19 protein-coding genes are annotated in these 15,910 nt (G+C 58.8%); all 19 read right to left on the reverse strand.

From position 1 onward, the window contains the following. Positions 1 to 24 precede the first annotated feature (24 nt). Positions 25 to 1,068: a beta-N-acetylhexosaminidase gene (nagZ, locus tag C1Y43_RS02470; RefSeq protein ID WP_104186868.1), complete on the reverse strand. Its 1,044-nt coding sequence runs from the start codon at positions 1,066 to 1,068 to the stop codon at positions 25 to 27. A gap of 15 nt (positions 1,069 to 1,083) precedes the next feature. After that, the gene (gene thiK, locus C1Y43_RS02475; protein ID WP_104186870.1) at positions 1,084 to 1,899 is read right to left on the reverse strand and encodes a thiamine kinase; all 816 of its coding nucleotides are present in this window, start codon (positions 1,897 to 1,899) and stop codon (positions 1,084 to 1,086) included. Continuing rightward, the gene (lpoB, locus tag C1Y43_RS02480) at positions 1,886 to 2,482 is read right to left on the reverse strand and encodes a penicillin-binding protein activator LpoB (protein WP_021506395.1); all 597 of its coding nucleotides are present in this window, start codon (positions 2,480 to 2,482) and stop codon (positions 1,886 to 1,888) included. The genes thiK and lpoB overlap by 14 nt, the downstream gene beginning before the upstream one ends. Before the next feature lie 10 nt (positions 2,483 to 2,492). Then, complete coding sequence (locus tag C1Y43_RS02485) at positions 2,493 to 2,858, reverse strand: YcfL family protein (protein WP_021506396.1); 366 nt, start codon at positions 2,856 to 2,858, stop codon at positions 2,493 to 2,495. Positions 2,859 to 2,876: 18 nt separating this feature from the next. Continuing rightward, a complete protein-coding gene (gene hinT, locus C1Y43_RS02490) occupies positions 2,877 to 3,227 on the reverse strand; it encodes a purine nucleoside phosphoramidase (protein ID WP_058759480.1) in 351 nt (116 codons plus the stop codon). 333 nt (positions 3,228 to 3,560) lie between these two features. Next, on the reverse strand, positions 3,561 to 4,994 hold the full coding sequence (gene ptsG / locus C1Y43_RS02495; RefSeq protein ID WP_021506398.1) for a PTS glucose transporter subunit IIBC: 1,434 nt from the start codon (positions 4,992 to 4,994) through the stop codon (positions 3,561 to 3,563). A gap of 286 nt (positions 4,995 to 5,280) precedes the next feature. Then, entirely contained in the window at positions 5,281 to 6,072 is a 792-nt protein-coding gene (locus tag C1Y43_RS02500) for a metal-dependent hydrolase (protein ID WP_104186872.1), read from the reverse strand. Between the two features lie 17 nt (positions 6,073 to 6,089). Then, the gene (gene holB, locus C1Y43_RS02505) at positions 6,090 to 7,079 is read right to left on the reverse strand and encodes a DNA polymerase III subunit delta' (protein WP_058769631.1); all 990 of its coding nucleotides are present in this window, start codon (positions 7,077 to 7,079) and stop codon (positions 6,090 to 6,092) included. Next, positions 7,076 to 7,711, reverse strand: a complete 636-nt coding sequence (gene tmk, locus C1Y43_RS02510) for a dTMP kinase (protein ID WP_104186874.1) — start codon at positions 7,709 to 7,711, stop codon at positions 7,076 to 7,078. Before tmk ends, holB begins: the two co-directional genes overlap by 4 nt. Beyond that, the gene (gene mltG / locus C1Y43_RS02515) at positions 7,701 to 8,720 is read right to left on the reverse strand and encodes an endolytic transglycosylase MltG (RefSeq protein WP_104186875.1); all 1,020 of its coding nucleotides are present in this window, start codon (positions 8,718 to 8,720) and stop codon (positions 7,701 to 7,703) included. The genes tmk and mltG overlap by 11 nt, the downstream gene beginning before the upstream one ends. Continuing rightward, positions 8,717 to 9,529, reverse strand: a complete 813-nt coding sequence (pabC, locus tag C1Y43_RS02520) for an aminodeoxychorismate lyase (RefSeq protein WP_104186877.1) — start codon at positions 9,527 to 9,529, stop codon at positions 8,717 to 8,719. The genes mltG and pabC overlap by 4 nt, the downstream gene beginning before the upstream one ends. Before the next feature lie 123 nt (positions 9,530 to 9,652). Continuing rightward, on the reverse strand, positions 9,653 to 10,894 hold the full coding sequence (gene fabF, locus C1Y43_RS02525) for a beta-ketoacyl-ACP synthase II (RefSeq protein ID WP_031279267.1): 1,242 nt from the start codon (positions 10,892 to 10,894) through the stop codon (positions 9,653 to 9,655). Positions 10,895 to 10,979: 85 nt separating this feature from the next. Beyond that, positions 10,980 to 11,216, reverse strand: coding sequence for an acyl carrier protein (gene acpP / locus C1Y43_RS02530; protein ID WP_010617251.1), 237 nt, complete (start codon positions 11,214 to 11,216; stop codon positions 10,980 to 10,982). Positions 11,217 to 11,369: 153 nt separating this feature from the next. Further along, positions 11,370 to 12,104, reverse strand: coding sequence for a 3-oxoacyl-ACP reductase FabG (fabG, locus tag C1Y43_RS02535; RefSeq protein ID WP_104186878.1), 735 nt, complete (start codon positions 12,102 to 12,104; stop codon positions 11,370 to 11,372). Positions 12,105 to 12,114: 10 nt separating this feature from the next. Then, a complete protein-coding gene (gene fabD / locus C1Y43_RS02540) occupies positions 12,115 to 13,047 on the reverse strand; it encodes an ACP S-malonyltransferase (protein WP_104186880.1) in 933 nt (310 codons plus the stop codon). 16 nt (positions 13,048 to 13,063) lie between these two features. Further along, a complete protein-coding gene (locus C1Y43_RS02545) occupies positions 13,064 to 14,017 on the reverse strand; it encodes a beta-ketoacyl-ACP synthase III (RefSeq protein WP_104186882.1) in 954 nt (317 codons plus the stop codon). Next, entirely contained in the window at positions 14,018 to 15,058 is a 1,041-nt protein-coding gene (gene plsX / locus C1Y43_RS02550; protein WP_104186884.1) for a phosphate acyltransferase PlsX, read from the reverse strand. 27 nt (positions 15,059 to 15,085) lie between these two features. Continuing rightward, positions 15,086 to 15,256 (reverse strand): 50S ribosomal protein L32, encoded by a 171-nt coding sequence (gene rpmF, locus C1Y43_RS02555; RefSeq protein WP_016192161.1) that lies wholly within the window; start codon positions 15,254 to 15,256, stop codon positions 15,086 to 15,088. Positions 15,257 to 15,270: 14 nt separating this feature from the next. After that, complete coding sequence (yceD, locus tag C1Y43_RS02560) at positions 15,271 to 15,792, reverse strand: 23S rRNA accumulation protein YceD (RefSeq protein ID WP_058759469.1); 522 nt, start codon at positions 15,790 to 15,792, stop codon at positions 15,271 to 15,273. Positions 15,793 to 15,910 lie beyond the last annotated feature (118 nt).

The raw sequence follows: 15,910 nt of genomic DNA on the forward strand, positions 1-15,910 counted from the left end.
GGAGTGAGATCCGGGCAGCGGCGATTATCTGCCCGACGCTTTGTGCGCCAGCCAGCGATCCTGCAGGTCACTGAGCTGACGCTGATTTTGCCGCCAGCGCTCGCTGGCCTGCAAACTCTGACGGTCAAAACGTCCCTGATGGTATAACTGCGTGACGCGCGTCGCCTGGATCGGCGTCAAATTATCCAGCACGCTCACCGCGCCAGCACGCTGATTGCACACCAGGATCATATCGCAGCCGGCATTCAGCGACTGCTGAGCCCGTTCCGCATAGCTGCCCATCACCGCCGCGCCCTCCATCGACAGATCGTCTGAGAAGATCACCCCGTTGAAGCCCAGCTCCTGCCGCAGCACCGTTTGCAGCCAGTAAGGCGAACCACTGGCCGGCAGCGGGTCCACTTCAGTATAGATAACATGCGCGGGCATCACCGCATCCAGCAGCTGCTCATCAATCAGCTGCTGGAAGATTGCCATGTCGTGCTGGCGCAGCGTGGCCGCATCGCGCGTGTCGCGCGGCGTCTCTTTGTGCGAATCCGCGCTGACCGCGCCGTGGCCCGGGAAGTGCTTGCCGGTGGTTTTCATGCCGGCTTCGTGCATGCCGTGGATAAACTGGCGCGCCATCTGCAGCGCAATCACCGGATCGGCGTGGAAAGCGCGATCGCCGATGGCCGCGCTGATGTGGCCGATATCCAGCACCGGCGCAAAGCTGATATCGATATCCATGGCGATCATTTCCGCCGCCATTTGCCAGCCGGCCTGCTGCGCCAGCTCGCCGGCGCGCGCCATGTCATGCAGCGCGGCGAAGGATTGCATCGCCGGCAGCTGAGTAAAACCGTCGCGGAAGCGCTGCACGCGCCCGCCTTCCTGATCGACCGCCACCAGCAGCCGGTTGCGCGACGCCGCGCGAATCTGGCGCACCAGCTCCGCCAGCTGCGCAACATCATGGAAGTTGCGGGCGAACAGGATCAGTCCGCCTGTCAGCGGATGTTGCAGAATTTCGCGCTCTTCGGCGTCCAGCTCGTAGCCTTCGACGTCCAGCATCAGCGGTCCGGGCGTTGTCATCGTCATGTTTCGGTTCCTGAATTAAAGATCCTGCCAGCTGGCTTGCGCCAGCCGTTGCAATGTTTGGTCATGGCTCTGCTCGGCGCGCAGCTGATACCAGCTGGCCATCAGCAGCTGCAGCCAAGGCTGCCAGCGCCGGCTTTGACGCCGCAGCGCCGTTGCCGACAGCCGCGCCTCGGCGGCATAGTCGGTTATCCAGTGATCGTGTTGTACACCATCCACCGCGCCGACAGCGGCCAGCTCCAGCGCCACGTCGCCATCCGCAGCATATTCCCAGTCAATTAAACGCAGGCCATCCGGCGTGGCAATCAGATTGCCGGGATGGACGTCCATGTGCAGCGGTGCCAGCCGCAGCGGCGACGGTTCACCGCGCTGCAGCAACTGGTTTAAGCGCCGCTGCCAGCGCCAGTGCCGCTGCTGACACAGCTGCCAGTAGCGCTGCAGCAACGGCGCCAGCCGTAAGCGATAACCGGTCAGCGGCTGGTGATGCAGGCGCAGCAGCAGCGTCAGCACCGCTGCGCGCTGCGCGCTGAACTGATCCGGCGACAGCACCTCACCGGGCAGCCAGCGCTGCAGCAGCCACGGCGCCTGCCACGCCAGCGGCTGCGGCGCCAGCGCCGTGGCACGCAGCTGACGCAGGATGCGGTATTCGCGCTGGCGATTGACAAACGGGATGGGCTGTGGCGGCGTCCGGCGCGCCAGCAGATCGCCCTGCTCGCTGCGTACCTGCACGCTGTTACCGCTCAGTCCTGGCAGCGCGAAAAAATGACCGGCAGCTTGCGCCGTCGGCCATTGTTGCTGAACCAGATGCTGCAGCCGGGGATCAGGGTTGTGCAACGCCGTTGCCCGACCAGATGATTTCGCCGGTCTGCACCAGCATCAGCTGCATCTGCAGCGCAGGGGCTTTCACATCGCCCTGCGCGTTGCTGTACAGCACATACTGCGCGTTGACGATGCGCGCCAGGCCAATCGCTTTGCTGCGCGAGTTGAGGCTATCCTCTGGCGACAGGCCGAGCGTTTGCTTCGCCTGATTAAGCTGATCGTTTGAGACCAGGCTGAACTTGCCGTTATTCGCCAGCGCGTTCTCAATCGCTGCCGTGGCTTTTTCCGTTTGCAGCGAGCCGTTGGTGCTGTTTTTGATGCGATCCACCAGCAGCACGCTGCCCGGATTGACGCCCGCCGACTGCACCATATTGGCGACTAACGGCTGGACGCTGGCGTTCCAGTTGATGGTTTTCAGCTTCGGCGGCTGCGGCACAGTTTGCGGCGGCGGCACCGGCTGCGCGGGCGGTTGCTCTGGCTGGGTTGGTGTGGTCGGCTGCGTCGGTTCAACCGGCGCCGGGGTTTGTTGTTTCACCACACAACCGGTGAGCATCAGCGCAAACAGTAGCGCGCCGGAACGTTGTACACTGCGAATCACAGGTTACTCCTCAAAGATAAAGATAGAGACGCACCTTGCTGGCGGTCGGGTTACCCATTTGCGAGGCCACTTCTACGCTGCCGTGCGCCGGTACGGTTTGAGTCTGCGCCGGCTCCTGCGGCTCAATCTCCAGCCCTTTGTCATCGTACCAGTAGAAACGATAGTGCACGGTGACCGGCGTTTCACGCAGATTTTGCAGCACGCTGGCGGCGCGCTGCTGGCCGTCGCGGCTGGTCAGCGCGGGCTCATCGGTGATGATGCCCGCCGACAGTACGGCAGACTCCATCACCAGCGACTGGGAGGTGTTGATCATCGGCTTATCGCTGCTGCAGCCCACCAGGGTCAGCAACAGCAAGCCGCTCAGCCATTGACGCATCACAAGGTCCGCCTGAGGTTAGATGGCCAGCATCGGGCCCAGCGGCTGTCCGCCGACCAGGTGCATATGAATGTGGTAAACCTCCTGCCCACCGTGACGGTTGCAGTTGATGATCAGGCGATAGCCATCCCCGGCGATGCCTTCATCACGGGCAATTTTTGCGGCGGCGGTGACCATGCGGCCCAGCGCCTGCTCATGCGCCGCCTGCACATCGTTGGCAGTCGGAATCAGTACGTTGGGGACAATCAGTATATGGGTAGGCGCTTTGGGCGCGATATCGCGGAAGGCGGTGACCAGTTCGTCCTGATAAACCACGTCGGCGGGAATTTCGCGACGAATGATTTTACTGAAAATGGTTTCTTCAGCCATGGTGCAGTTCCTTAAGCCTGAGTTCAGTCAGGCAGTATGCGTGAGGAATTCCGTTTCTTTCAACCTCAGGACCACTTTTCTTCATTAAATGGCTGCCTTTGCATCACTTTTTCACGCTGGCGCGGCGCGGCCGGCGGTGTCTGGCGGCAGTAAAATAAAAAACCCCTCGGATGAGGGGTTTTGTCGCACCGAAGTTGCAGTGCGGTGAAGCGGCGGCAGAGGAGTAAAGCGTCCCGCGACAGGGATGTCGCGGGCCGAGCCCCAGGGATGGTGTTGGCGTCTTTACGATCTGACGCCGCTTCACCGCACCGGCCCGGCCTGCCGTCATGTCACTTACATACTGCGGATATAATCATCCATCTCGGTTTTCAGGTTATCGGACTTGGTGCCGAAAATCGCCTGCACACCGGAACCGGCCACCACCACACCACGCGCGCCGAGGTTTTTCAGTTCAGCCTGATCCACCTTCGCTACGTCCGCCACGCTGACGCGCAGACGGGTAATACAGGCATCAAGGTTAGTAATGTTCTCTTTGCCACCGAACGCCGTGACCAGCTTGCCCGCCATTTCACTGCCGGTCGCGCTGCTCTGCTCCATCGCCGTGTCTTCACGACCCGGGGTTTTCAGATTCAGTTTTGCGATCAGCACGCGGAACACGGTGTAGTACACCAGACCGTAGATGATACCGACAATCGGGAACAGCCAGATTTTGCTGCTGTTGCCGCTCAGCACGATGAAGTCGATCAGACCGTGTGAGAAGCTGGTGCCATCACGCATGCCCAGCAGAATACAGATTGGGAACGCCAGGCCCGCCAGGATGGCATGGATCACGTACAGGATCGGTGCCACGAACATGAACGAGAACTCGATCGGTTCGGTGATACCGGTCAGGAACGAGGTCAGCGCGGCGGATATCATGATGCCGCCCACTTTGGCGCGGTTTTCAGGTTTAGCAGAATGCCAGATGGCGATAGCCGCAGCCGGCAGGCCGTACATTTTGAACAGGAAGCCGCCAGACAGTTTACCGGCAGTCGGGTCACCCGCCATGTAGCGCGGAATGTCACCGTGGAAGACCTGACCAGCGGCGTTGGTGAATTCACCAATCTGCATCTGGAAAGGAACGTTCCAGATGTGATGCAGACCAAACGGTACCAGCGCACGCTCAACAACACCGTAAATACCGAACGCCACCACCGGGTTCTGATAGGCCGCCCACTGGGAGAAGTCCTGAATCGCGGTACCAATAGGTGGCCAGATGAAGGACAGCACCACACCGGTGAAAATCGCGGTCAGACCGGAAATGATTGGCACAAAGCGCTTACCGGCGAAGAAGCCGAGGTATTCCGGCAGCTTGATACGGTAGAAGCGGTTGAACATGTAGGCCGCAATCGAACCGGCAATAATGCCGCCCAGCACCCCGGTATCGGCGAGGTGTTTGGCTTCGATCTCGGCTGCCGGCAGATGCAGCACCAGCGGCGCGACCACAGCCAGGGTTTTCACCATAATGCCGTAGGCGACCACGGCGGCCAGCGCCGACACGCCGTCGTTATTGGTAAAGCCTAGTGCCACACCGATCGCAAAGATCAGCGGCATGTTAGCAAACACCGAACCACCCGCTTCGGCCATCACGTGGGAAACCACTTCCGGCAGCCAGCTGAAGTTAGCAGAACCAACACCTAACAAAATACCGGCAATCGGCAGAACCGATACCGGCAACATCAGCGATTTACCTACCTTTTGCAGGTTCGCAAATGCGTTCTTGAACATAGAAGCTCCTGAGTATGAGTGCATTTTTTAGCGCAGTGCGCATGGCAAAGGGGGAGGATCCTTAGCCGGGGTGACGCTGAGCGTCTTTTGATTTATTACGAAGGGTAAAATAAATGACGACACGTTACTTTGACGGCTATCACGTTTCACCAAACACAGCGCTGAAATTTCAGTCATTTCTTACTGACTTGCTGCTATAAACAGCAATAAATCACTGCCTGCGCCGCGAAACACGCAGCGCAGATGAGTGATTTCAGATTAATTACAGAGTTTGAAATAAAGCGCGTTAGCCGCCGAGTCGGCTCATCGGCACCTTAAACAGGCGGGAGAAGTTTTCCGTGGTGGCGGCCGCAAGGGTCTCAAGATCGACGCCCTTCACCACGGCCATATACTCAGCTACGTCGCGGGTGAAGGCCGGCTGGTTTTCTTTGCCGCGATGCGGTACTGGCGCCAGATAGGGTGAATCGGTTTCAACCAGAATGCGATCCAGCGGTACATAGCGCGCTGCTTCGCGAATCTGTTCGGCGTTGCGGAAGGTCACAATGCCGGAGAAGGAGATGTAGAACCCTAGATCCAGCAGCTGCGCTGCCGTCTCTTTGTCTTCGGTGAAACAGTGCAGCACGCCGCCGCACCGCTCTGCCTGCTCTTCACGCAGAATGGCCAGCGTGTCTTCGCGCGCATCGCGGGTGTGCACAATAATCGGCTTGTCCAGCGCAATGCCGGTGCGGATGTGCTCACGGAACGAGGCCTGCTGCTGCGCTTTGGTCTCCTGCTGGTAAAAATAATCCAGCCCGGTTTCGCCCAGCGCAATCACCTGCTCTTCCGCTGCCAGACGGCGAAACTCTTCCACGTCATACGGCGTTTCCTGATTGAGCGGATGCACGCCGCAGGCCAGCGCGATGTTGTCACGATCGCCGACCAGCTGTTTGATTTTGTAGTAATCCGGCAGCGTGGTGGCAATCGCCAGCATAAATTTCACATCCCGCGCCGCCGCTTTGGCAATCACGTCATCCAGATCGCGGTGCTGGGTTTCATAATCAAGGCCATCAAGATGGCAGTGCGAATCAACAATAAACATAAATTTCTCTTTTACCCTTAGCCGACCGTCGCGGGAGACAGCAAACGTCCCCAGGCAAGCAGACGGTCGGTCAGAATCAGTTCACGATTAAGCGCCGCCACGTGCAGCAGCTGCTCGCGACACTGCAGCCACTGCTGCACGCTGGCATTCAGCGCGCTGCTGCTGAACTGCTGCGCCAGCTGCGTCACCACGTCCGGGCGATCGCCATTACTCAGCCAGTTGCTGGCGCCCTGCTGCACCTTCATCGCATCCACCAGTAGCGAAAGCAGCCAGCCGAGGCGAACCGCCACATCGTCGCTGTTGAGCGCCGGCAACAGCTGCAGGATATCGCCGCTCAGTGCGCTGTTCAGGCTGTCGCACAGCGTTTGCCGTGCCTGCCAGCGGTCCGGCTGTAACAAGGCCAGCGCCGCAGCAGGTGCCCCGTTGCTCAGACGCAGCGCCGCGCGCAGTATCGCTTCCGGCTGCGGCTGCTGTTTCTGCAGCCATTGCAGGCTGTGCGTCTCTTCCGGCGGCGAAAGATGCCATGTCATGCAGCGGCTGCGCAGCGTGGCCAGCAGTCGCGACGGCTCGCGCACGCTGAGGAAAAACCAGCAGTTGGCGGGCGGCTCTTCCAGCGTTTTCAGTAGCGCGTTGGCGGCGGCTTCGGTCAGTTGCGTTGCATCCGGCAGCCAGACAATTTTCGCGCCACCCTGCTGGGCAAAATGGTACAGCTTTTCACTGACGTCGCGAACCGCATCAATGCCGAGTGAGGCTTTCCCCTTTTCCGCTTCCAGCCGATACCAGTCCGGATGGGTGTGTGCCTGCATCAGCTGGCAGCCGTGACACTGGCCGCAGCTTTTCAGTCCCTGCGGCTGCTGACACATCAGCCAGCGGCTGACGCCCCACACCAGCGCATCGTCGCCCATGCCGTCGATGGCCTGAATCAGCAGCGCATGATGTGCCTGTCCACTCTGATGGCGGGCAATGATCTGTCGGTATGGCTGGTTCAGCCACGGATACCAGTTCATGCCGCCTGACCCGCCAGCCACTGACGCAGCACGGTTTTGAGTGACGCTGTCACATTATCAATCGGCTGTGTCGCATCGATGGTTTTGATGGTCGGATCGGCAGCGGCCAGCGCCTGATAGCGTTCGCGTGTGCGGGTAAAAAAGTTCAGCGACTCCTGCTCAATGCGATCCAGTTCGCCGCGCGCCCGGGCACGCTGCAGGCCAATCTCCGGCGTGACGTCGAGATAGAGCGTCAGGTCGGGACGAAAATCGCCCAGCACCGCATCGCGCAGCGTGGTCATCAGCTGGGTGTCGAGCCCGCGACCACCGCCCTGATAAGCCTGCGACGAAAGATCGTGACGATCGCCCACCACCCAGGCACCGCGTGCCAGCGCCGGTTTAATGACGTTTTCTACCAGCTGCACCCGCGCGGCATACAGCATCAGCAGCTCGGCTTTATCACTCACCTGTTCGCCATCAATGCCCTGCTTCACCAGCACGCGCAGCTGTTCGGCCAAAGGCGTGCCGCCCGGCTCACGGGTAAAGACCACGTCTTCAATGCCCTGCTCATGCAGGACCGCAACCACCGCCTCACGCGCGGTGGTTTTGCCCGCGCCTTCCAGCCCTTCGATGACGATAAACTTACTTTTCATTTTTTTCCTTCATCGCCAGCCGGTAAACCTGCACGGCTTTATTATGACTGGCCAGATTGGTGGTAAAGGTGTGACCGCCTTTGCCATCCGCGACGAAATAGAGGTAATTGGTCTTCTCCGGATGGGCCGCCGCTTCCAGCGAGGCGCGCCCCGGCATGGCAATCGGTCCCGGCGGCAGGCCGCTGATGGTATAGGTATTGTACGCGGTCGGCGTCTCAAGATCCTTGCGCGTCAGCGTACCGGTATAACTGTCGCCCATTCCGTAGATCACCGTGGGATCGGTCTGCAGTTTCATACCGGTGCGCAGGCGATTGATGAATACCGAGGCAACGCGCGCGCGCTCTTCGCTGACGCCGGTCTCTTTTTCGATAATCGACGCCATGGTGACCATCTGCTGCGGCGTTTTATACGGCAGACTGGCCATCCGCCCCTGCCAGATCTCATCCACCAGCTTGTTCATGCGCGTGTGCGCCCGCTCCAGCAGTGCCACATCGCTGGTGTTGGCAGTATACAGATAGGTATCCGGATAGAAACCGCCTTCCAGCTGGCTGACATCAAGCTTAAGCGCGGCCGCAACGCTGGCAAATTCATCATCCGGCAGCGTGTGTTTAAGGTATGGCGCTTTACGCAGCTCAGCCAGCCACTCTTTCAGCCGGGAACCCTCGACAAAGCGCAGCGGAAATTGCGCCTCTTTGCCGCTGGCCAGCAACTGCAGTAGCTGGCGCACCGTCATGCCGGTCTCAAGGCGATACGTCCCGGCTTTGAAGTTAGCCAGATCGGGCTCCAGCTTCAGCAACGGGCCAAACCAGATGCTTTGCAGAATGATGTGCTGGCTCTCCAGCTGCGCTTCCAGCACCACGCGACCGCTGCCGGCCGGCAGGGTATACAGGGTTTCCTGGTGAATGGTTAATGGCGTCGCGGCAAAGCGTTTAATCTGCCAGTAGCTAAATGCGGCAGCCAGGCCAGCGATGACTACGGCGCCGGCAACTATTTTTTTCATTCGGGTCATGATGCTTCCATCGTCTGGCAACTGGCGAGCAGTTGCTGGTACAGCGTACGTGCGGCAAAGGTGACGTCGTCTATTTGCCGCACGGGTAATACTGGCATCAGCGCGTTACAGATTACCACTTCATCGGCGCTTAACACCGCCGTTCGGCTGGCCTCCACCTGCTGGCAGTCGTGACCGGCCTGGGCCAGCTGCGCCAGCAGATAACGACGCATGATGCCATCAACGCCCGCCTGCGCGAGGCGCGGCGTGAAAATGACCTCACCGCTGCGCCAGAATAAATTGGCCGCACAGCATTCCACTACCGTCCCGGCGGTGTCAAGCACCAGCGCTTCGTCAGCGTCGCACGCGTCCAGCTGCTGGCGAATCAGCACCTGCTCCAGCCGGTTGAGGTGTTTGATGCCGGCCAGCAGCGGGTTCTGCGCCAGCCGCACCGGGCTGGTCACCAGCCGCGCGCCCTGCTGCTGCAGCGTGGCGTAGTGCTGTGGCCAGGGGGCGAGCGCGATGATACGCGTGGGTTGCGTGCAGCCGGCGCGACTGTAGCCGCGTCCGCCCGCGCCGGGCGTCAGGATCACTTTGAGCACCGCTTCGCGCTGGCCCGCCGCCGCGCGGCGCATCTCTTCCGCCAGTAAGGCGCGATCCGGCGCGGCCATCAGCAAACGCTGGCAGCCGTCCTGCAGACGCTGCAGATGCGCCTCCAGCAGCTGGATACGGCCCTCTCTGACTGCCGCCGTGGTGAAACAGCCGTCACCAAACTGCACCGCGCGATCGCGGGCAGAAAGGGTGTCCTGTGCCACTCCGTTAATCCACATGCGCTTCTCCTCTGCCGCTGGCGTCAGCGTTGAATAGCACTGTGGCGCGTAACATTCCACGCCACTGCGTGACAAAATATAAAAAAGGCCCGCATTGCGGGCCTCTGTTCGGCTGGATAGCGCTTATACCTTGCGGAAGATCAGCGAGCCGTTGGTGCCGCCGAATCCAAAGGAGTTACACAGCGTGTACTCCAGTCCGCTGACCTGGCGCGCCGTGTGCGGCACGAAGTCCAGATCACAACCTTCGTCAGGATTGTCGAGGTTGATGGTTGGCGGAACCGCCTGGTCGCGCAGCGCCAGAATCGAATAAATCGCTTCTACCGCGCCCGCCGCACCCAGCAGGTGACCGGTCATCGACTTGGTCGAGCTGACCATCACACTGTGCGCTGACGCACCAAACACTGACTTCACCGCTTGCGCTTCTGCTTTGTCACCGGCCGGCGTTGAGGTGCCGTGCGCGTTAACATAGCCAATCTGCGCCGGATCCAGCTGCGCGTCACGCAGCGCGTTAACCATCGCTGCGGCTGCACCTGAACCGTCTTCCGGTGGTGATGTCATGTGGTAAGCGTCGCTGCTCATGCCGAAACCAACGATTTCCGCATAAATCTTCGCACCGCGTTTTTTCGCGTGTTCGTACTCTTCCAGCACCACGATACCGGCACCGTCGCCCAGCACGAAACCGTCACGATCTTTATCCCACGGACGGCTCGCCGCCTGCGGATTATCGTTACGGGTAGAGAGCGCACGCGCCGCGCCGAAACCGCCCACGCCCAGTGGCGTACTGGCTTTTTCAGCACCGCCGGCCAGCATCACATCCGCGTCGTTGTACGCGATGATACGGGCAGCGTGACCAATATTGTGCACGCCAGACGTACAGGCGGTCGCAATCGAGATGCTCGGGCCTTTCAGGCCGTACATAATGGTCAGGTGGCCAGCGACCATGTTAACGATGGTTGAAGGCACAAAGAATGGGCTGATTTTGCGCGGACCGCCATTGACCAGCGAGGTATGGTTATCTTCGATCAAACCCAAACCGCCGATGCCGGAACCGATAGCCGCACCGATGCGTCCGGCATTCTCGTCGGTTACGACCAGACCGGAGTCCGCCATAGCCTGAATACCGGCCACAATGCCGTACTGGATGAAGTCATCCATCTTGCGTTGATCTTTGCGCGAGATGTATTCATCGCAGTTAAAATCTTTCACCAGACCCGCAAAACGCGTTGCGTAGGCACTGGTATCAAAATGGTCGATCAGGTTAATGCCGCTCTGACCGGCAAGGAGAGCACGCCAGGTAGACTCTACGGTATTGCCGACAGGAGACAACATGCCAAGACCGGTCACAACTACACGACGCTTAGACACGTTCGTCCTCCAGGGAGGGAAATAATGACGCTATGTGGGGCAAACATAAAACTCAGGCGGTCGAATGACCGCCTGAAGATATTCATTAACCTTTATGGTTATTGATATAGTCGATCGCTGCCTGAACGGTAGTGATTTTCTCAGCTTCTTCGTCTGGAATTTCAGTATCAAACTCTTCTTCCAGAGCCATTACCAGCTCAACGGTGTCAAGAGAATCTGCACCCAGGTCTTCAACGAAAGAAGCGCCGTTAACCACTTCGTCTTCTTTAACGCCCAGCTGCTCAGCTACGATTTTCTTAACGCGTTGTTCGATATCGCTCATACTATTTAATTTCCTATCAAAACTCGCTTTCGCGATGGTTTTCGTAGTGTATAAAATGTTGAAAAAGATGCAACAAAATCCCGGCTGGTCGAACCACGATTTTGCGTTATTCTGCGGTGTTTACCGCAGATAATGCAAATGATTTCGTGATTATCAGACCATGTACATGCCGCCATTGACGTGCAGCGTCTCACCCGTGATGTAGGCGGCTTCGTCAGAGGCTAAGAATGCAACAGCATTGGCAATCTCCTGCGGGTCGCCTAAACGACCTGCCGGCACTTCTGCCAGAATGCCCGAGCGCTGATCTTCGTTCAGTGCACGCGTCATGTCCGTCTCAATAAAGCCCGGAGCCACGACGTTTACGGTAATGCCACGTGACGCAACTTCTCGCGCCAGTGATTTGCTAAAGCCAATCAAACCTGCTTTTGCTGCAGCATAGTTTGCCTGACCCGCGTTACCCATGGTTCCAACTACCGAACCGATGGTAATGATACGGCCCACGCGCTTTTTCATCATGGCACGCATGACCGCCTTCGACAGGCGGAACACCGATGTCAGGTTGGTATCGAGGATATCCGCCCACTCATCGTCTTTCATGCGCATCAGCAGATTGTCACGCGTAATGCCTGCATTATTGACCAAAATGTCAACTTCGCCAAATTCGGCGCGAACTTTCTCGAGCACGCTCTCAATAGAGGCCACATCGGTCACGTTCAGCAGCAGACCTTTGCCCTTGTCGCCGAGGTAAGCACTGATGGCTTCCGCGCCGCTTTCGCTGGTGGCAGTACCCACCACTTTTGCACCGCGTGCCGCCAGCGTTTCCGCGATGGCACGTCCGATACCGCGGCTGGCGCCGGTCACCAGCGCTACTTTACCTTCAAAGCTCATGATTTTCCTCTTATTCCTGGCCAAGCGCCGCAGCCAGTGACGACGGATCGTTCACCGCTGCAGCCGTCAGGCTGTCCACAATTCGTTTGGTCAGGCCGGTCAGCACTTTACCCGGACCGATTTCCAGCAGTTCAGTCACGCCCTGTGCAGCAATAAACTCAACCGCCTCAGTCCAGCGCACCGGGCTGTACAGCTGACGCACCAGCGCGCTGCGAATCGCCGCGGCGTCGCTTTCGCACTTAACGTCAACGTTATTGACCATCGGTACCGACGGCGCATTGAAGGTCACGCTTTCCAGCGCCACCGCCAGCTTATCCGCCGCAGGTTTCATCAGTGCGCAGTGTGACGGCACGCTGACCGGCAGCGGCAGCGCGCGCTTGGCGCCGGCCGCTTTACAGGCGGCACCAGCACGTTCAACCGCTTCTTTATTGCCGGCGATAACCACCTGACCCGGCGAGTTGAAGTTGACCGGCGAAACCACCTGGCCCTGCGCGCTTTCTTCACAGGCTTTGCGAATTGCCGCGTCGTCGAGACCGATAATCGCCTGCATGGCGCCCGTGCCTTCCGGCACCGCTTCCTGCATCAGTTTGCCGCGCAGTTCTACCAGCTTGATGGCGTCAGCAAAATTCAGCACGCCCGCACACACCAGCGCAGAGTATTCACCGAGGCTGTGTCCGGCCATCAGCGCGGGCTGCGCGCCATTTTTGCTCTGCCAGACGCGATAAATCGCGACCGAGGCTGCCAGCAGCGCCGGCTGGGTCTGCCAGGTTTTGTTCAGCTCTTCAGCCGGGCCCTGCTGGACCAGCTGCCATAAGTCGTAACCCAGCGCGTCAGAAGCTTCACGGAAAGTGGCTTCAACCTGTGGATTTTCCGCTGCCAGATCGGCCAGCATGCCGACGGTCTGCGATCCCTGTCCCGGGAAAACAAAAGCAATTTGCGTCATCTTGCGTTCCTGTCAATCAAAAGCGAACCAGCGCCGAGCCCCAGGTGAAACCGCCACCAAAGGCCTCGAGCAAAATCAGGTGTCCGGGCTTAATGCGGCCATCACGTACCGCTTCGTCCAGCGCGCTTGGCACCGACGCTGCCGAGGTGTTGCCGTGTCGATCCAGCGTCACCACCACTTTATCCATGCCCATGCCGAGCTTTTTGGCGGTGGCGCTGATGATGCGCAGGTTGGCCTGATGCGGCACCAGCCAGTCAAGCTGTTCACGATCGAGATTATTCGCCTGCAGCGTTTCATCGACGATATGCGCCAACTCAGTGACCGCGACCTTAAACACTTCGTTGCCGGCCATGGTGAGGTAAGCCGGCTCATCCTGATGCGCGCGATCCTGGTACGGCAGCGTCAGCAGCTTACCGTAGCGGCCATCGGCATGCAGATGTGTGGAGAGAATGCCCGCTTCTTCGCTTGCGCCGAGCACCACGGCACCCGCGCCATCACCAAACAGGATGATGGTGCCGCGATCCTCAGGATCGAGGGTGCGTGCCAGCACATCCGCGCCGATTACCAGCGCGTGCTTCACCGCACCGTTTTTGATGTATTGATCGGCCACGCTTAGTGCATAGGTAAAACCGGCACAGGCGGCTGCGAGATCGAAGGCGGCGCAGTCGTTGATTTCCAGCATCTGCTGAATCATGCACGCTGAGCTCGGGAAGGCGTGGCTGGACGAGGTGGTTGCCACGATGATCAGGCCAACGTCGCTGGCTTCCACGCCCGCCATTTCCAGCGCACGCTGGGCAGCGGTGAAGCCCATGCTGGCTACCGTTTCATCCGGTGCCGCAATGCGACGTTCACGAATACCGGTCCGGGTGACAATCCACTCGTCCGAAGTCTCCACCATTTTTTCCAGGTCCGCGTTGCTGCGAACCTGCTCAGGCAAATAGCTGCCCGTACCGATAATTTTGGTAAACATCTACGCTTTGTCACTCCTGGCTAATACAGCGTCAAGGCGCGCGGCAATTCTCTCGGGAACTTGCTTGCGCACCGCCTGCTCTGCCTGTTCTATCGCCACGGCAAACGCGCGTTGATTCGCCGCGCCGTGGCTCTTGATCACTGTCCCGCGCAATCCTAACAGACAAGCGCCATTGTACTGGTCGGGGTTGAGATGACCGAAACGTTTAGCCAGACGCTTTTGGATCCAGCGTCCCAGCCATTTCAGCCACCAGGCCCGTTTTTTTCCTTCACCTGACGATTTGAGCAGAGAAAGAAACATTCTTACCACGCCTTCCATGGTCTTCAACGTGACATTACCCACGAAGCCATCACAGACCAGCACATCCGTCTTGCCGGTGAGGAGATCGTTCCCCTCAAGGTAACCAATATAGTTGATCTGCGGCGAGGCCCGCAGCACCGACGATGCGGCGCGGATCGTCTCCAGCCCCTTCGTCTCTTCCTGACCAATGTTGAGCAGCGCGACGCGCGGCTGGCTGATTTCCAGCACTTCTTCCGCCATCACCGAACCCATCACTGCAAACTGCACCAGCATTTCACTGTCGGAATCGACGTTAGCGCCCAGATCCAGCACCACCGTCTTGCCGTGCTGCTGATGCGGCAGCACGGTCATCAAGGCCGGACGCTCAATGCCATCCAGCGGCTTCAGTAATAATTTTGCCAGGCCCATCAGCGCACCGGTATTGCCGGCACTGACGCACGCCTGCGCTTTCCCCTCTTTCACCAGTTCTAACGCCACGCGCATGGAACTGCCGCGGCTGTTACGAATCGCCTGCGAGGGTTTGGCATCACTTGCAATAACCGATTCGGCAGGGATTACCTGCACACGCCCCAGTAACGAGGAATCCGCTTTGGCAAGAAATGACGAGATGATGTCGGGATCGCCGACCAGAAGAAGAACCAGCTGCGAATGAGAGGCCAGTGCCTGCAAGGCTGCAGGCACTGTCACGCAGGGACCGAAGTCCCCGCCCATGGCATCAACTGCCAGGGTCAAACGTGTCAAGGTATCGCCTTGCGTAACCGCAAAGAATTACTTGGTGATAACCTTGCGACCGCGGTAGTAACCATCCGCAGTGATATGGTGACGCAGATGAGTTTCACCAGAAACTTTATCTACTGACAGAGTGGTAGTGGTCAGCGCATCGTGCGAACGACGCATACCACGCTTAGAACGGGTTGGTTTATTCTGTTGTACGGCCATGGACCTTACTCCTATTACTTACGCTTTAAACTGGCTAATACGGCAAATGGGTTTGGTTTTTCCGCCTCTTCAGGCAGCTGGCCAAAGACCATGTCCGCGTCGGACACTTCACAGTGTTCAGAATCATGCACCGGAACGACCGGCAGCGCGAGGATGAGTTCATCTTCGATCACCGCCAGCAGGTCGATTTCACCGAAATCGTTGACATCGACCGGCTCGTAGGCTTCCGGCAGTGCCTCGGCCTGCTCATCAGAAGAGACAGGACTGAAGCAATAGCTTACGTGCACAGCATGCGGGAACGGTTGGTTGCAGCGTTGACATAACAACGTTACCTGCACATCGGCTGTTCCTTGCAGAACCGCGAGGCGCTGGTTGTCAACCGCAAACGACATGGCACATTCCACATCACTGTCCACACTCACGACCGTTTCGGCCAGGCGCGCCACCAATTCAGGTGCGTAAACACCGTGATAATCCAGGCGTTTTTGCGCGGCGCGGACCGGATCGAGCGTCAGGGGTAATTTTACCTTTTGCATAGGGCGCGCATATTAACTTTGTAACGTCATAGAGTCAAAGAAAAAGGCCGGTTTACAGCATCTTTCACCCGTTAGTCGCATCCAGTGCGGCGCATAGTTTAAAATGCCTGTCATCTTT

The sequence above is a fragment of the Pantoea sp. ICBG 828 genome, from assembly GCF_002928355.1.
GTDB classification, from domain to species: Bacteria; Pseudomonadota; Gammaproteobacteria; order Enterobacterales; family Enterobacteriaceae; genus Pantoea; species Pantoea dispersa.